The organism is Mycolicibacterium houstonense, from assembly GCF_900078665.2.
GTDB classification, from domain to species: Bacteria; Actinomycetota; Actinomycetes; order Mycobacteriales; family Mycobacteriaceae; genus Mycobacterium; species Mycobacterium houstonense.
In genome coordinates, this window is sequence record NZ_LT546207.1 from 4,412,310 (window position 1) to 4,427,180 (window position 14,871).

A 14,871-nucleotide genomic window follows, 5' to 3' on the forward strand; every position below is an offset into this window, starting at 1 on the left:
CGACGCAAACCGGTAGACATCAGTCGTAGATGACGTCGAGCCCTTGCCGCCGAAGGTCGGCCAGGGTGTCGCGCATGGCTTGCAGTTGCTCGGGTGAATGCCCCACCCAGTCGGTGAGCTCACCGACGATCTTCACCGGCTCACGGGTCCGGTAGGAGTGGGTGGGGTTGCCAGGGAGCTTCTTGTCAGTCACGTTTGGGTCGTCCTCCAGCGCACCCTCGGGTTCGACGATGTAGATGCGGCCTCGCCCCTCGCCGGCAGCCATCTCGGCGCCCCATACCGCGGCATCCAAGGTACGGGTGACGTACACGTGGTTCATGATCCGCCCGGCTTCATAATTCGACTCGCGTCCGGGCACCAGGTAATCCCCCACCGCCAGGTCGGCCCTGGTGCCGTGCAGCAGCGCACCGGACTCGTGCACCTCAAACGGTTTCGGCGTACTCGTCACAACAATCCCCCATCTCGTCACGGATCGACAGATTGTGCAGCACCTCAGGGGCCTTGCCGCAAGCCCCACCCCCCGTCGTATAGTGAGAGTGGGAACAGAGCCAAAGTCCTTCGCGGCCAGTCAATCCCGCGGCGCTGGTCGGAGTTGGCCGAGAAGGTCGTGAACAAGATCGCTCAACTTCTCGAAATGCGTTCCGGCCCAATAGATCCGCCCGCAATCCGGGCAGCGGCTGAACTCGTCGTAGTAGCGGCGGGTCAACGGCTCCAGGCGGTCCATCACCGCCTCCTTCGGCACCACGGCCAGCTGTCCGTTGCAGCGCACACATCGGGTGAACGGCTTGGCCTGCCGTCGTAGATCCAGCCGCCGCAGCACCTCCAGCGTCTGTTCCTCCGGCTGCTGGGAATGGACGAACAGGCCGTGGGTGATCGCGCGACGCTTCAGCAGGCCACGATCTCGGGTCAGCAGGATCCGCTGCTCACCGAGGCTGACATCGGCCAAGGTCTGATCGTCGGCATCGTTGGACCACCACACGTCGAACCCGAGCACCCGCAGCAGCCGCGCCAGCCGACCGAGGTTGACGTCGATCACGAACCGTGGGTCGCGCAAGGGCTCCGACCGTAGCCGCGCCGTCGCCCCGATGTCGAGCGCCTCGAACATCGGGTATGCCGCGATCCGGTCTCCGGCGCCCGGACGGTGCTCGAAGCCCACCGGATCCCCGTTGACCAGGATCAAGTCGATCTCGGTATGCGGAATGCCCATCGCCTCGAGCACGTCCTTGACGGTCTGGTGACCTCGGTATGGACGGCGTACGGACAGACCTCGCGACGCAGGGTCGAGAAAGTCGTTGAGCTCGGCGTAGGCCCGGACCGTGACGAAACCGGCCATAGCGCCATGGTCGCGCGTGGTCCGACCGGCCGCAATCGACTAGGTATCGACGTCCATCTCGACGAGCACCCGGCGCAACAGCTTGCCGGTGGCGTTGCGCGGCAGTTCGTCGATGAACACCACGTCGCGCGGGACCTTGTGCCGAGCCAGATTCTCCTTCACATACAGCTTGATCTCGGCCTCGTCGGGACTGGCGCCGGTTTCCGGAACGACGAAGGCCCGCAACCGTTTCCCGAACTCGACATCATCCACGCCGACCACCGCCACCTCGGCGATGTCGTCGCGTTCCTCGAGCAGGTTCTCCACTTCCTGCGGGAAGACGTTCTCACCGCCGGAGACGATCATGTCGTCGTCACGACCGTCGACGAACAGCAGCCCATCCTCGTCGAAATGACCCATGTCGCCGCTGGACATGTAGCCGTCGATGATTTGCTTGGTGCGGCCATCGGTATACCCCTGAAACGGCGCGCCATTGCGGATGAAGATCCGGCCGCGACGGTGGGCCCCGTGGATGCGTTGATCGTTCTCGTCGTAGAGCACCACCTCGCAGGTCACCGGGGCCCGCCCGGCGGTTCCCGGCGCAGCCCGCAGTTCGGCCGGGGTGGCGATGGTGGCGATGGCGCACTCGGTGGACCCGTACATGTTGTACAGCACGTCGCCGAACACGTCCTGCACCCTGGTGGACAGGTCCGGGCTCAGCGCCGATCCGGCGATCAGGATCACCTTCAACGTCGACGTGTCGTACTTGGCGATGACCTCGGGGCCCAGTTCGACCATCCGGTGCAACATCGTCGGCACCGCCACCAACATGTCAGCCTTGTGCTCGGCCATCATCTTCAGCGTGCCCTCGGCGTTGAACCGGCGCGCGGTCACCACCTTGTTACCCAGGGCCGCACCGACCAGGTAGGTAGCCCAGCCGGTGCTGTGGAAGATCGGTGAAACGATCACCATGGTTCCCTTGCGGGGGAACGGAACTCGGTCAACGATCTGCGCTGTCGCGAACGGGGACACGGTGTCCCGCGGAGCGCCTTTGGGCAGGCCGGTGGTGCCGCTGGTGAGGATGACCGACCCGCCGGGCTTGCTCGGTGCGGGCAGCGGTGTGGTGGGGTTCGCGGCCACGATGTCGTCGATGCTCTGCGCGCCCTCGGGCAGCTGGGCACCGTCGTCAACCCAGGTCAGGATCCGTGGAAGCTCGGCGGGCAGCGCGTCGAGCAGGCCGAGGAACTCGCTGTCGTGCATCACCACGCTGACGCCCTCGCGCGCGCAGACCTCCGCGAACTGCGGTTTGGCGAAGCCGGTGTTCATCAGTACCAGGCGCACACCGAGCTTGCCGCAGCCGGCCATCGCGATGATCAGGCCGCGGTGATCCCGGCACAGCAACCCGACAACGGAGCCTTCCTTGAGCCCCAGGCGCTGCAGGCCGTGTGCCAACGCCCACGACTGGTCGTCGACCTGCTTGTAGGTCAAGGCGCCGCGTTCGTCGACGATCGCCGGCAGGTCCGCATACCGGAGCCCGCCCTGGATCGCCATGGTGGCCTGTGGCCCGACCGTCCGGGCAAGTTTGGCGCTGCGCACGGCGGCACCGATATCCAGGGGCTCGATGATGCCCCGGGCCACGAGGCGTCTGACCGCATGCCCCGACTCGAAGATCTGACCCATCGTGTGCCGAATTCCGGCTATTGCGTTCATGATCCTGCCCCTCGCCGATTTCGCTGGACACTAGCAGGGCCGCGAGCGCCCCGGTACGGCAATCAGCCTGGGCAACGCCGCACAATGGGCCTAGCGTGAGGGCATGACAGGGCAATCACCCGCGATCACCGTGGCCCACCCGCCGCAGGCGATGATGCGCATCGTCAACCCGGCACTGCGGTTCCTGCTGCGCACGCCGTTCGCCGGCGCCGCCCGCCACCAGTTCATGATTCTGACGGTGCGCGGCCGAAAAACCGGGCGACAGTACGCGATTCCGCTGAGCGCGCATGTCATCGACGGAACGCTCTATGCGATGACGGACGCGGGCTGGAAGCACAACTTCCGCGACGGCGCCGACGCCGAAGTGCTCCACGACGGGCGGACGACGACCATGCGCGGCGAACTCATCACGGACCGCGCGGCCGTCGCCGATCTGTTCCACCGCTGCGCCGAGTCCTACGGCGTCAAACGTGCCCAGCGGATGATGGGGCTGACGTTCCGCGATCAGCGCATCCCCACGCTGGAGGAGTTCACCGAGGCGGTCGATCGCCTGCGCCTCGCCGCGATCAAGCTGACCCCTACTACTTGAGGCACGTGTCGAATTCGTCGCGGATGCGCTGTTGCAGGGCCAATGCCTCGGGCACGAGCGGTTCGGACTTGGTGCGGTCGCCGTTGGCATACTCGCATTTGCCGATCATGGCGCTGCCCGCCCACCGTGGCTGGTCGTGGCGGGCCGGATCGTCGTCCCATCTCCACGTGAGGCTGACGGGATGCGCCGGGCCCGCCTCGAGCGCGTGGATGGTCCGCACCACGTCCTCGTATGCGGTCGCCGGGGTTGGCAACCCGAAGGTCAGGTGCTGAACCCGCCCGTCGCGGACGCTGATCCACCCCGGTTCGGCCGGTGCGGCCGCGGCCAGTTGCCGGTCGATGCGCTGCTTGTCGGCGACGGTCAACCGGGTGTGGATCATCCAGTGCGGATCGGCGACCCGGTCGGCGGCAGAGATATCGATGACGTTGGGCGGCCGGTCGGCGAAGATGCGCAGGATGGCGTCGACCGCGGCGCCGGGTTCCTCGGCCTCCCGGATCTCTATCTTCGATGCCTCAGGCGCGGCGCCGCCGGACCACATGATCTCCGCGGCCGGCGCGTCGGCGCGAAGGCGACGCACCAGCCCGGTCACCCGCTCGGCGTCGTCCGGCAGATCGGCGCTTCCGGACACTGAAGTCCGTTCGGCCACAAGGATCTTCATCCGCTGGTTGAACTTTGCGAAGTCGTTCCCGCGCAGCTCGTCGAGTTGTGCGGCCACCGCGCCGACCTGCTGATCACTGGCCTGCGCCATGTCGACCTCGAGTTCGAACCGAGTGCCCTCAAGGATGCCGTTGTCATAGATCAGGTCGACTTCGGACACTCCCGGCATCGCACCGATCTGGTCGCGGATGTCGAGTGCCTCATCCTCGCGATCGGGCGCACCGGTGCAGCCACTGACGCCGACCGTCACCACGGCCAGCAGCAAGGTGACAAGAGCCGCGAATCGCATGTGTATGAGCCTACGGCCGGTCCGGGAAGCGACTGAGCGCCAATTGGCCCTGCACAATCCGCGCCCGAGGCGCTGACCGGCACTGCCCCGTTCCCCACCAACAGCTACGAGCAATTGATCGCCGCGCATCTGACAGCCCCGCCACCACGGCCGAGCCTGAGCCGCGCCGACATCCCCACCTCGATTGACGCGGTCGTCGCGCGCGGCATGGCCAAGGAACCCGACGACCGCTACGGCAGCGCCGGCGCATTGGCGCGCGCCGCACAACGCGCGCTGCGTTGCACTCCGGAAGAAGCCATGGCTGCCGGCGCCGACACCATGGCAGCGCCGCACGTTTCATCTCCCACGCTCGGCACAACGCTGGGCCATTCGACGCCGCCGCCCAATGACGGGAACCGGAGGTCGTGGGTCCCGATGGCCATCATCGGAGTCGTCTCAGCGCTCCTGCTCGGCGCGATGGGTCTCGTCATCGGCCTCCTCATTCCGAAAAGTCCTGCGCCCGAAGTCAACTCCGCACCGACCACCGTCACGCCGCCTCCGCCGAGCGTGACGGTATCCGCCACGACCGTTTACAAGACGGTTCCGCCTCCGGCGCCGCCCGCTACACCGTCGTACACGCCCACCGCTACGCGCGATGCCGAGTCCACGAGTTTCCAGCAACTCCGCCAGATCGCCGATGAGGATCACGCCGTAATAAGCGCCGAGGGATCCGATCTGTGGGTGCCGCAACTGAGTTCGAAGCGACCCGGGGTGGTCGACGCGGGTGTCCGGTGGAACAACGCCATGACCTTGCGAGAGCATCTGCAGCTGCGCGAGCGTTACGGGGCCAAACTGCTGTGGTCGGGCGACTGGTCGACATTCGACGCGCCCAACTTTTGGGTGACCATCGCTCCGTTCACGTTCGCCGACTCTGCCGGAGCCCTGTACTGGTGCAGCTCACAAGGCTTCGATGCCGACCATTGCTACGCCAAACTCATCAGCAAGACTCACGCCGTCGCAGGCAGCACCGCGTTCAACTGACCCGGCGTGTCGCGCCTCGAATGCGGGTCTCGAGTTGCCCGCCTGTTAGCGACTTTTCAGCGACAATCGCCTCAGGAGCACCCTGTGTTTCTTTGGCCACGCGGGCCTTCTGTACTGGCGTCACTGTGGGCATCGCCAGTCTCGTGCGTATCAGAATTCGAGGTGCCCACCTATCAGCGACAGTGTCGCTATTAGGTGGGCACTGGACGGGTGAGACCAATGGGGTCAGCGGTGCCAGATGGGCGAAAAAGTTGGCCGACGCTGAGTCTGACGGGATAGGTGTTAATCACTGTGGCGATTGTCGCTGAAAAGTCGCTAACAGGCGGGCACATCGGTAATCGCTCCGAAATCCGTGACGGATGTGACTGGCGTGATCAGCGGCCCGCAACGCGAGCGCCGCCAGACGAGCCGACCGCCCCGGACCGGACCTCGACGCCCACAACACCAAATGCCCCAATAACCGCCACCCGCCACACCCACCTCGGTAACGTCGAGAGCAATGAGGGCAGCGACGTGTTGATCGCGGCGTTACGCGATCTGCAGTGGCGCCGACGACGATTCATGATCGCCGCAGTCGGCACCGCGTTGGTCTTTGCGATGACGTTGGTGTTGACGGGTCTGGCCAACGGTTTCCGGGTCGAGGCCGAACGCAGTGTCGACGCGCTCGGTCTCGACGCTTTCATGATCAAGGAAGGCGCGGCCGGGCCGTTCCTGGGCTCGGCGCCGTTGCCGCTCAGCGACGTTCAGCGCGCTGCCCGGTTGCCGGGCGTCACGGCCGCGGTCCCGCTGGTGTACGGCTCGTCGACCATCCCGGCCGGCGGCGGCCCCCGGAACGTCAACGTGTTCGGGGTGCCGGAGCAGGGCCCGGGCGCCCCGGCCGTGAAGGAAGGCCGGGCGCCCCACACCCCGGACGAGGTCATGGTGTCGACGACGATGGGCCGCTCGGTCGGCGCAGACGTCGATATCGGCGCCTCGAAGCTGCGCGTCGTCGGCCTGGTCGACGATCTCACCGCCCTGGCCGCCCAGGACAACGTGTACCTGACGGTGCTCGGCGCCCAGCAACTGCTGTTCTCCGGTCAGAAGCTGATCTCGTCGGTCGGCATCGTCGGCACCCCGGGCCCGGCCCCGCCGGACTTCCGCATCGTCGACCGGGCCGGCGCCGTCGACGACATGGTGCGCCCACTGCGCGGTGCCAACCAGGCGATGAGCCTGATGGCCGGCCTGCTGTGGGCGGTCGCGGCGCTGATCGTCGGCTCGGTGATCTACCTGTCGGCGTTGGAACGCACCCGCGACTTCGCGGTGTTCAAGGCCGTCGGAGTGGCGACCCGGTCGATCATGGCCGGGCTGGCGATGCAGGCGGTGACGGTCGCGCTGCTGGCCGCCGTGCTGGGCGCGGGCCTGTCGCTGGTACTCGGCCCGCCGTTCCCGATGCGGTGTGACGTACCCACCCTGGCGTTCGTCGCGCTCCCGATCGTCGCCGTTGTGATCGGCCTGCTGGCCAGCGTTGCCGGACTGCGCCGTGCCGTCACCATCGACCCTGCCCTGGCGTTCCGAGGACCCTGACATGGCTGATCTGCTCGTCAAAGACCTCGTCGTGGAGTACTCCAGCGGCGGCTACGCGGTGCGCCCGATCGACGGCCTGGACCTCGAAGTCCCGGCCGGATCGCTGGCAATCCTGTTGGGTCCGAGCGGTTGCGGCAAGACGACCCTGCTGTCATGCCTGGGCGGCATCCTCAAACCCACCGCGGGCCGCATCGAGTTCGGCGACATCGATGTGACCACCCTGAACAAGAAGGAACTGTCGGACTACCGGCGCGACACCGTCGGGATCGTGTTCCAGGCCTTCAACCTGGTCCCCAGCCTGACGGCGATGGAGAACGTGATGGTGCCGCTGCGCGCTGCCGGCATGAGCCGCTACGGCGCCCGCGAACGCGCCATGGAGCTGCTGACGCGCGTCGGCTTGAAAGACCGATTGCACCACCGCCCAGGCAATCTCAGCGGCGGCCAGCAGCAGCGCGTCGCGGTGGCCCGCGCGATCGCCCTCGACCCGCCCCTGATATTGGCCGACGAGCCGACCGCGCACCTCGACTTCATCCAGGTGGAAGAGGTGCTCCGGCTCATCAGAGAACTGGCCAGCGGTGAACGCGTCGTGGTCGTCGCCACCCACGACACCCGCATCCTGCCACTCGCGGACCGCGTCGTTGAGCTGGTTCCACACGTCGCCGTCGAACATCAGGGCAGCGAATCGATTACCGTCGACGCCGGCGAGGTGCTGTTCGCCCAGGGCGAGATGGGCGATCTGATCTACATCGTCACCGGCGGCGAGATCGAACTCTCTCGCGAATTGGCCAGTGGCGGCGAGGAAGTCATCAAGATCGCCGGCCCGGGAGACTACTTCGGCGAGATGGGGCCGCTGTTCAGCCTGCCTCGCTCGGCCACTGCGCGCGCCAAGACCGACGCCACGCTCGTCGGCTACACCGTCCAGGCGTTCCGGGAACTGCTCGGCCCCACCGGCGCCCGCAACCTGATCACCCAACCGGAAACAGAGGACGAGTCGGCCGTTTGAAAACGCAAGCAGCGGCCCCGCTTTCACGGCCTCTGTTCGCTGCCTGCACCTCGGGTTTCCACAAGGGGGTACCCGTCGCAGACGGATTGGAGTAACGTCCCGACACGGCGCATGAAGAAAGCGGTGCGCCAGGTCAGCTACCGAATCCGAGCACTGTACGGAGCGGATGGTGACAGCTACCGAGCACAAAGACAAAACCGCGGCACCGTACATCGGCGCCCGTCCCGGCGAGCGCCACGGGTCGACGGCCGATGAAGTCCGGTCCCATTACGACCTGTCCAACGAGTTCTTCCGGCTCTGGCAGGACCCGACGCAGACCTACAGCTGCGCCTACTTCGAACGCGACGACATGACGCTGGAGCAGGCTCAGATGGCGAAAGTCGATCTGGCACTGGGCAAACTCGGCCTGCAACCGGGCATGACCCTGCTCGACATCGGCTGCGGTTGGGGTTCGACCATCATGCGTGCCGTCGACAAGTACGACGTCAACGTCATCGGCCTGACCCTCTCGCACAACCAACTCGCCCACATCGAACAGCGTTTCGCCGAGTCCGACAGCCCGCGCAGCAAAGAAGTGCGCCTGCAACCTTGGGAGGATTTCGACGAACCGGTCGACCGGGTGGTCTCGATCGGGGCCTTCGAGCACTTCGGTTTCGAGAAGTACGCCGATTACTTCAAGAAGACGTACGAGCTGATGCCCGACGACGGCGTGATGCTGCTGCACACCATCGTCTCGACAAGCAAGGAAGAAGTGGCCGAGATGGGCCTGCCCACCACGATGTCGCTGATGCGCTTCTTCCGGTTCATCGTCACCGAGATCTATCCCGGCGGCCGGATCCCGCTGATCAAGATGGTCGAGGACCGCGCCACCGAGGCCGGTTTCCGCGTCACCCGCAAACAACGCCTGCGCCCCCACTATGCCCGCACCCTGGACGCCTGGGCGGCGAACCTGCAGGCCAAGAAGGACGAGGCGATCGCGATCACCTCCGAAGAGGTCTACGAGCGCTACCTGAAGTACCTGACCGGGTGCGCAGACCTGTTCCGCGACGGCTACACCGACGTGTGCCAATTCACCTGCGAAAAGGCGTAACCACCGGGGAGGTTTGTGCGCATGGCCGACGGCACGGCGGGGACGGCCCAGATGCGGCCGTACTTCGAAGACGTTCAAGCCCATTACGACCTCTCCGACGACTTCTTCGGACTCTTCCAGGACCCGTCCCGCACCTACAGCTGCGCGTTCTACCAGCGCGACGACATGACGCTGGAAGAAGCCCAGATGGCCAAGATCGACCTGGCATTGGACAAGCTCGGCCTGCAGCCGGGCATGACGCTGCTGGACATCGGCTGCGGCTGGGGCGCGCTGATGAAGCGCGCGCTGGAGCGCTACGACGTCAACGTCATCGGGCTGACCCTGAGCCGAAACCAGTACGCCTACAGCCAAGACCTCCTGGACCGGGTCGACACCCGCCGGTCACATCTGGTGTGCCTGCAGGGCTGGGAGCAGTTCGACCAGCCGGTGGACCGCATCGTCAGCATCGAGGCCTTCGAGGCGTTCGGAAAGTCGCGCTACGGCGCGTTTTTCGACACCGCTCACCGGGTGCTGCCCGAGGACGGCTCGATGGTGATCGAGACGATCTTCACCCACCCGATCAACTACTGGCGCGAACACGGCATCGCGATCACGTTGACCGACATGAAGTTCACCAGGTTCATCGGCCGGGAGATCTTCCCCGGCGGGCAGCTTCCCTCCGACGTCGACATGCTCGAATTCTCGTCGCAGGCCGGGTTTTCCACCGACGAGCTGCAGCTGATGAACTCCCACTATGTGCGCACACTGGACACCTGGGCGGCGAATCTCACCGCGCATCGTGACGAGGCGATCGCCACCACATCCGAAGAGGTCTACGACCGCTACATGCACTACATCACCGGCTGCGCCGACTTCTTCCGCCGCGGCATCTCCGAGGTCGCTCAGTTCACCTTCACCAAGCGGCCCTAGTCGGCACCGAAGGCCAACGCGACGTTGTTGCCGCCGAACCCGAACGAGTCGCTGATCGCGTACCGGTAGTTACCCCTGCGGGGCTGGTCGACGACGACATCCAGGTCGATCGTCGGGTCCGGGTTCTTCAGGTTGAGGGTGGGTGGGATAACCCCGTCACGCAGCGCCTGCACCGTCAGCACCGCCTCCACCGCGCCGGCCGAACCCAGGGAGTGGCCCAGCGCCGCCTTGGGCGCGTACACCGCAGGTGTGGCACGTCCGAGCGCCCGGTGAATGGCCCGGGCCTCGGCCGCGTCGCCACAGCCGGTGCCGGTGGCGTGTGCGTTGACGTGGTCGATGTCGGTGGGGCTGAGCCCGGCCAGCTCGACGGCCCGGCTGATCGCGTCACCGGCCCGCTCCCCCGTCGGCTCGGGCCGGATGGCGTCATAGCCGTCGGAGGTGATGCCGCAGCCCAGCAGCCGGGCCAGGATCGGCGCGCCGCGGGCCTTGGCGTGCTCTTCGGTCTCGATCAGCATCAGGGCGCCGGCCTCGCCGAACACCATCCCGCTCCGGTCTTTGTCGAAGGGGCGGCAGGCGGCGGCCGGGTCGTCGTTGTCGGTCGACATCATGCCGATCTGCGTGAATGCCGCGATGGGAACCGCCTCGATACAGGTCTCCACCCCACCGCAGATCGCGATGTCGGCGTCACCGAGGATGATCTGCCGCCACGCCTGCGCAATGGCCGCCGCGCCCGAGGCGTCGGCCATCACCGGAGACATCACCCCGGCCTTGGCCTGCCGCTGCAGGGCGACCGCCACCGCCGGTGCGTTCGGCATGTACTTCTGGATCGAGGTCGGCGCCACCGCCCGCAGACCCTTCTCCTTCCAGGTGTCGTACTGCAAGATCATTTCCTCGGTGGTGCCCAGTGCCAGCCCGATCGAGACCAGCAGCCGCCGGGTGTCGATCTCGGGCGAGCCGGCGCTCTCCCACAACCGGCGTCCCAACACCGTGGACATCTGGCCCATATACGAAAGCTTGCGCCGCTCAACGCGAGTGAGGATGTCTTCGAAGCTCTCGGTCAGCTGTCCGGCGACCCGCACCGGAAAGTCGAACTCGTCGACAAACGGCTTGTCCAGGGGGCGGATCCCGCTGCGGCCCTCCAGCAACAGCCGCCAGGTGTCCTCCGCTTGAGACGCAAGCGAAGTCGTCGATGCGACCGCCGTGACGACGACATCGGGAACATGACCCGTGGCCTGCGTGTACATGTGCGGGCTCTCGTTTCTCCTTCGCGAGCCAACCTATGTGCGGGAAGGTACTTCCCACTTTAGAACTGCACATACGCGCGCAGGTCAGATTTGTCAGACTGGGACCATGACCGAACCCGCCACCCGCGTCGCGGTCTACCTCGACTTCGACAACATCATCATCTCCCGCTATGACCAGGTCAACGGCCGCAACTCTTTTCAAAAAGACAAGGCCAAGGGTCTGGAACCCGACAAGCTGATCAAGGCCACGGTAGACATCGGCGCGATACTTGACTTCGCTTCTTCTTTCGGCACGCTGGTGCTCACCCGCGCCTACGCCGACTGGTCGGCTGACGTCAACGCCGAGTACCGCCAACAGCTCGTCGGCCGCGCCGTCGACCTGGTGCAGCTGTTCCCGGCCGCCGCATACGGCAAGAACGGCGCCGACATCCGGCTGGCCGTCGACGCGGTCGAGGACATGTTCCGCCTCCCGGACCTCACCCACGTGGTGATCGTCGCCGGCGACTCGGACTACATTCCGCTGGCCCAGCGCTGCAAACGCCTTGGCCGCTATGTCGTCGGCATCGGGGTGGCCGGCGCCTCCAGCCGGATGCTGGCCGCCGCCTGCGACGAGTTCGTCGTCTACGACTCCCTGCCCGGCATTCCCACGTCCGCGCCGGAACCGGAATCCAAACAGCAGAAGCGCGCCCGCAGGCGGGAAGAGCCCGACCCCCAGTCCGATGCGACCGCCCTGCTCACCCGCGCCCTGCACATCGGCCTGGAGAAAGACGACGTCGAGTGGCTGCACAACTCCGCGGTCAAGGCCCAGATGAAGCGGATGGACCCGTCGTTCAGCGAGAAGGCGTTGGGCTTCAAGTCGTTCAGCGATTTCCTGCGGTCACGCTCCGACCTCGTCGAACTGGACGAGAGTTCGACGACGCGCATGGTCAAACTGCGGTGAGCGGTCCCGCACCCCGTCCGGCATGCGTTCGAGTGATCACCGGCTCCGGATGTCCGGCGTCGCGCACTGCCCTGGGCACCACTGCGCCGACCACCGCCATCCGCTCCGCGGGCACCAACGCGATGACACACCCACCGAACCCGCCGCCGGTCATCCGTGCCCCCAGCGCACCGGCCCGCACCGCGGCGGCCGCGATCAGATCGAGGTGCGGCGTGGTGATCTCGAAGTCGTCGCGCATCGAGGCGTGCGATGCGGTCCACAACTCACCTGCTGCCGCGAAGTCCGAAGACGTCATCGCCGCAACACAATCGAGCACGCGCTGGTTCTCGGTCAGCACGTGGTGTGCGCGCCGGGCCGCAACCGGATCTTCCACTGCGTCGAGCTTTGCCACTGCCGAGACCTCACGCAACGAGGCCACGCCGAGCTCGGCGGCGGCCCGCTCACACGACTCCCGCCGGGCCGCGTACTCGCCACCGGCGTGGGCGTGCCGGGCCCGCGAGTCGATCAGCAGCAGCGCCACCCCGACCGCCTCAGGATCGAAGCGCACCGGCGCAACGGTGAGGTCGCGGAAATCGATCAGCATCGCCTGCCCGGGCGCGCCGCACAGCGACGCCAGCTGATCAAGCAGACCCGTTGGGGCGCCGACGTACTCGTTCTCCGCCTGCTGCGCGAGCCGGGCCCGTTCGACACGATCGAGGTCGATGCCGGCCGCCGTGAGCAGCGCACCCAGCACCGCGCATTCCAGCGCCGCCGATGACGACAACCCGGACCCGATCTCGATGTCGCTGGTGATCGTCATCGTCCCGCCGGGTGTCGCAATCCCGGCCCGCCGCAACGCCCACACCACGCCGGCGACGTAGGCCGCCCACCCCGTCACGTCACCGGGAGCGGTGTCCAGCCCGATCCGCACCGGCGCGTCACCCAACGCGCTCGACACCTCCAGCACACCCGAAGAGCCTGGGTCGAAGTCCACGAAGGTCCGCTGCGGCAAGGCAATCGGCAGCGCCAACCCCGCGTTGTAATCGGTGTGCTCACCGATCAGATTGATCCGGCCCGGGGCCGCGTACCGAATCGTCATCCGAGTTCATTCCGCGCCACACCGACCAGCATGAACCTTGGTATCAGTGACCGGCAATGTCATCGGCACTCGCTGTCGCGCAATACCGAGCAACGTCGGGCGCCGGTGTTCTCGGCCACTACCTTGTGGGCACCGTCGCCTGCGGCACTCGACGCATCACCAGCTCCGCCTCGAGCGGGAACGTAAGTGTTTTGTGCGAGACATCGACACCCTCGACGCTCAGTGCACCGTTGACAGTGGCCTGTCCTGACCGAATGGCCGTCACGTAGCCGTCCTGCACGACCGCGACCGCGGCGAACAACTGCAGTCGCACCGTAGCCCTGGCGGTCAATGACATCACCGGGAGGCCATCCACCTCGACGTCGAGGCGGTGCTGTCGGTCCGCCACGATTACGTGATTGCGCAATGGCACGATCTGCGTCACCCCGGGTCTGCCGCGAGACTTCCTCACGGCCTCGGCAATCGCCCCATAGGTCCGCCAGCCGCCGAGCACGAGATCCGCCAGGGTCTCACTCAATACGGCCCGTAGCTTCGCCTCGATCTCCTGGGCCAGCGCACGTCTGGCCACCACACCGAGGGTCTGCAGCGGCCGGGCCGATTCGCGACCCACGGTGCTCTGCGTGACGGCCTTCTCGATCCTGACCTGAGTCTGGTCCGGCGTGGTCAGCATCCAATTGCCGACCGACATGTCGGTCATCAACGTCGCGGTCATGGGTAGACCTCCTCGACAGTGGTGGAACGCGAACTCTCGGTGGGGACCACCGCAAGAATGTGGTCCCGATCGGGCCCGTCCGATGGATGGGTGTCGAACGCAGCCGACCCATGCCGCGGCGCCACGCTGACATGATTCTTGAGGAACTTCAGGCCACGGTGCCGCCAGGCGCGTGCGGCCACGCCGGCAGCAATCGCCAAGCCGCACAACAACATCAGGCCGAGCCACAGCGCGCTGCTATCCGGAGCAGAGTCAGTGTCAGAAATGGTGGTGGTCGGGATCGATCTCGGCACGGTCGTCGGCGTGGCTGACGGCCAAGTGCCGGTCTCCGGCGTACCGACAGTCGGCGCTGTCGTGCTCACGGTGTCGCTTTCGCACGTGTCGTATGAATGCACATGAGCCGCCGTGGGGGGATTGAAGTCCGGGATTGTCTTGAGCCAGGGACCGTCGGTGGACTCCGGCGTAGTAGGCGGCGCGGTCGTCGACACCGTGGTGGGGTTCGTCGTCAATGTCGGATCGGTAGTCGTCGGCACCGGATCCGTCGTGGTCGGCACCGGGTCCGTCGTGGTCGGGCACGGATCGGCGATTGCCGGCACGCTGCCACCGATAACCGCGGGCCAGGCCACCGCCATTCCCATCACCACCACAGCAGTGCCTGCCCACCTGCGTGCTCGCGGCCTGCCGTGCTCCGATGTCGCCATATCAGCCACCCCGATCCTGCAACGGCTAGCTGAAGTATCGACCGGTGACTGAGC

The 14,871-nt window shown here is 66.4% G+C and carries 15 protein-coding genes; 8 read left to right on the forward strand and 7 right to left on the reverse strand.

Annotated elements, in window-relative coordinates; genetic code table 11:
* Window positions 1–19 precede the first annotated feature (19 nt).
* From arr to BN4332_RS22125, 3 genes are all read right to left on the reverse strand, one after another.
* Window positions 20–448: an NAD(+)--rifampin ADP-ribosyltransferase gene (gene arr / locus BN4332_RS22115; RefSeq protein WP_066901633.1), complete on the reverse strand. Its 429-nt coding sequence runs from the start codon at window positions 446–448 to the stop codon at window positions 20–22.
* Window positions 449–568: 120 nt separating this feature from the next.
* The gene (locus tag BN4332_RS22120; protein ID WP_066901635.1) at window positions 569–1,333 is read right to left on the reverse strand and encodes a Mut7-C RNAse domain-containing protein; all 765 of its coding nucleotides are present in this window, start codon (window positions 1,331–1,333) and stop codon (window positions 569–571) included.
* Between the two features lie 39 nt (window positions 1,334–1,372).
* Window positions 1,373–3,022 carry an acyl-CoA synthetase gene (locus BN4332_RS22125; RefSeq protein ID WP_066901638.1) on the reverse strand — a complete coding sequence of 550 codons (1,650 nt, stop codon included), beginning with the start codon at window positions 3,020–3,022 and terminating at the stop codon, window positions 1,373–1,375.
* A gap of 103 nt (window positions 3,023–3,125) precedes the next feature.
* On the opposite strand from BN4332_RS22125, the gene BN4332_RS22130 reads away from it, so the two are divergent.
* Window positions 3,126–3,611 carry a hypothetical protein gene (locus tag BN4332_RS22130; RefSeq protein WP_066901640.1) on the forward strand — a complete coding sequence of 162 codons (486 nt, stop codon included), beginning with the start codon at window positions 3,126–3,128 and terminating at the stop codon, window positions 3,609–3,611.
* On the opposite strand, the gene BN4332_RS22135 is transcribed toward BN4332_RS22130, so the two are convergent.
* The gene (locus tag BN4332_RS22135; protein ID WP_066901642.1) at window positions 3,604–4,557 is read right to left on the reverse strand and encodes a hypothetical protein; all 954 of its coding nucleotides are present in this window, start codon (window positions 4,555–4,557) and stop codon (window positions 3,604–3,606) included. The two genes, BN4332_RS22130 and BN4332_RS22135, sit on opposite strands and share 8 nt — an antisense overlap.
* 114 nt (window positions 4,558–4,671) lie before the next feature.
* Here BN4332_RS22135 and BN4332_RS22140 point away from each other — a divergent pair, with 114 nt between their 5' ends.
* The 5 genes from BN4332_RS22140 to BN4332_RS22160 all read left to right on the forward strand — a co-directional run bounded on the left by BN4332_RS22140 (window position 4,672) and on the right by BN4332_RS22160 (window position 10,142).
* Window positions 4,672–5,577 carry a hypothetical protein gene (locus BN4332_RS22140; RefSeq protein ID WP_066901643.1) on the forward strand — a complete coding sequence of 302 codons (906 nt, stop codon included), beginning with the start codon at window positions 4,672–4,674 and terminating at the stop codon, window positions 5,575–5,577.
* A 513-nt stretch (window positions 5,578–6,090) separates the two neighbouring features.
* Window positions 6,091–7,140, forward strand: a complete 1,050-nt coding sequence (locus BN4332_RS22145) for an ABC transporter permease (RefSeq protein WP_066901645.1) — start codon at window positions 6,091–6,093, stop codon at window positions 7,138–7,140.
* A gap of 1 nt (window position 7,141) precedes the next feature.
* A complete protein-coding gene (locus BN4332_RS22150) occupies window positions 7,142–8,143 on the forward strand; it encodes an ABC transporter ATP-binding protein (RefSeq protein WP_066901647.1) in 1,002 nt (333 codons plus the stop codon).
* Window positions 8,144–8,312: 169 nt separating this feature from the next.
* Window positions 8,313–9,233 carry a cyclopropane mycolic acid synthase family methyltransferase gene (locus BN4332_RS22155; RefSeq protein WP_435405172.1) on the forward strand — a complete coding sequence of 307 codons (921 nt, stop codon included), beginning with the start codon at window positions 8,313–8,315 and terminating at the stop codon, window positions 9,231–9,233.
* Between the two features lie 21 nt (window positions 9,234–9,254).
* Window positions 9,255–10,142, forward strand: a complete 888-nt coding sequence (locus BN4332_RS22160; RefSeq protein WP_084459372.1) for a cyclopropane mycolic acid synthase family methyltransferase — start codon at window positions 9,255–9,257, stop codon at window positions 10,140–10,142.
* Here the strand turns inward: BN4332_RS22160 and BN4332_RS22165 are convergent.
* Window positions 10,139–11,386: a KasA/KasB family beta-ketoacyl-ACP synthase gene (locus BN4332_RS22165; protein WP_066901651.1), complete on the reverse strand. Its 1,248-nt coding sequence runs from the start codon at window positions 11,384–11,386 to the stop codon at window positions 10,139–10,141. The genes BN4332_RS22160 and BN4332_RS22165 overlap by 4 nt on opposite strands.
* A gap of 106 nt (window positions 11,387–11,492) precedes the next feature.
* Here BN4332_RS22165 and BN4332_RS22170 point away from each other — a divergent pair, with 106 nt between their 5' ends.
* Entirely contained in the window at window positions 11,493–12,326 is an 834-nt protein-coding gene (locus BN4332_RS22170) for an NYN domain-containing protein (protein WP_066901654.1), read from the forward strand.
* On the opposite strand, the gene BN4332_RS22175 is transcribed toward BN4332_RS22170, so the two are convergent.
* Together BN4332_RS22175 and BN4332_RS22180 are read right to left on the reverse strand one after the other, a co-directional pair.
* Window positions 12,313–13,404, reverse strand: coding sequence for a galactokinase (locus BN4332_RS22175; RefSeq protein WP_066901656.1), 1,092 nt, complete (start codon window positions 13,402–13,404; stop codon window positions 12,313–12,315). The genes BN4332_RS22170 and BN4332_RS22175 overlap by 14 nt on opposite strands.
* A 118-nt stretch (window positions 13,405–13,522) precedes the next feature.
* Window positions 13,523–14,116: a hypothetical protein gene (locus BN4332_RS22180; protein ID WP_066901658.1), complete on the reverse strand. Its 594-nt coding sequence runs from the start codon at window positions 14,114–14,116 to the stop codon at window positions 13,523–13,525.
* 405 nt (window positions 14,117–14,521) lie between these two features.
* Between BN4332_RS22180 and BN4332_RS33310 the strand changes: the two genes are divergently transcribed.
* Window positions 14,522–14,869, forward strand: coding sequence for a hypothetical protein (locus BN4332_RS33310; RefSeq protein ID WP_220096860.1), 348 nt, complete (start codon window positions 14,522–14,524; stop codon window positions 14,867–14,869).
* Window positions 14,870–14,871: the final 2 nt, after the last annotated feature.

Excerpts from the sequence above, each read along its gene's own strand:
- BN4332_RS22170 (WP_066901654.1), top strand. The coding sequence starts at position 11,493 with ATGACCGAACCCGCCACCCGCGTCGCGGTCTACCTCGACTTCGACAAC.
- BN4332_RS22125 (WP_066901638.1), bottom strand. The coding sequence starts at position 3,022 with ATGAACGCAATAGCCGGAATTCGGCACACGATGGGTCAGATCTTCGAG.
- BN4332_RS22175 (WP_066901656.1), bottom strand. The coding sequence starts at position 13,404 with ATGACGATTCGGTACGCGGCCCCGGGCCGGATCAATCTGATCGGTGAG.
- BN4332_RS22160 (WP_084459372.1), top strand. The coding sequence starts at position 9,255 with ATGGCCGACGGCACGGCGGGGACGGCCCAGATGCGGCCGTACTTCGAA.
- BN4332_RS22165 (WP_066901651.1), bottom strand. The coding sequence starts at position 11,386 with ATGTACACGCAGGCCACGGGTCATGTTCCCGATGTCGTCGTCACGGCG.
- BN4332_RS22130 (WP_066901640.1), top strand. The coding sequence starts at position 3,126 with ATGACAGGGCAATCACCCGCGATCACCGTGGCCCACCCGCCGCAGGCG.
- BN4332_RS22120 (WP_066901635.1), bottom strand. The coding sequence starts at position 1,333 with ATGGCCGGTTTCGTCACGGTCCGGGCCTACGCCGAGCTCAACGACTTT.
- BN4332_RS22180 (WP_066901658.1), bottom strand. The coding sequence starts at position 14,116 with ATGACCGCGACGTTGATGACCGACATGTCGGTCGGCAATTGGATGCTG.
- BN4332_RS22135 (WP_066901642.1), bottom strand. The coding sequence starts at position 4,557 with ATGCGATTCGCGGCTCTTGTCACCTTGCTGCTGGCCGTGGTGACGGTC.
- BN4332_RS22150 (WP_066901647.1), top strand. The coding sequence starts at position 7,142 with ATGGCTGATCTGCTCGTCAAAGACCTCGTCGTGGAGTACTCCAGCGGC.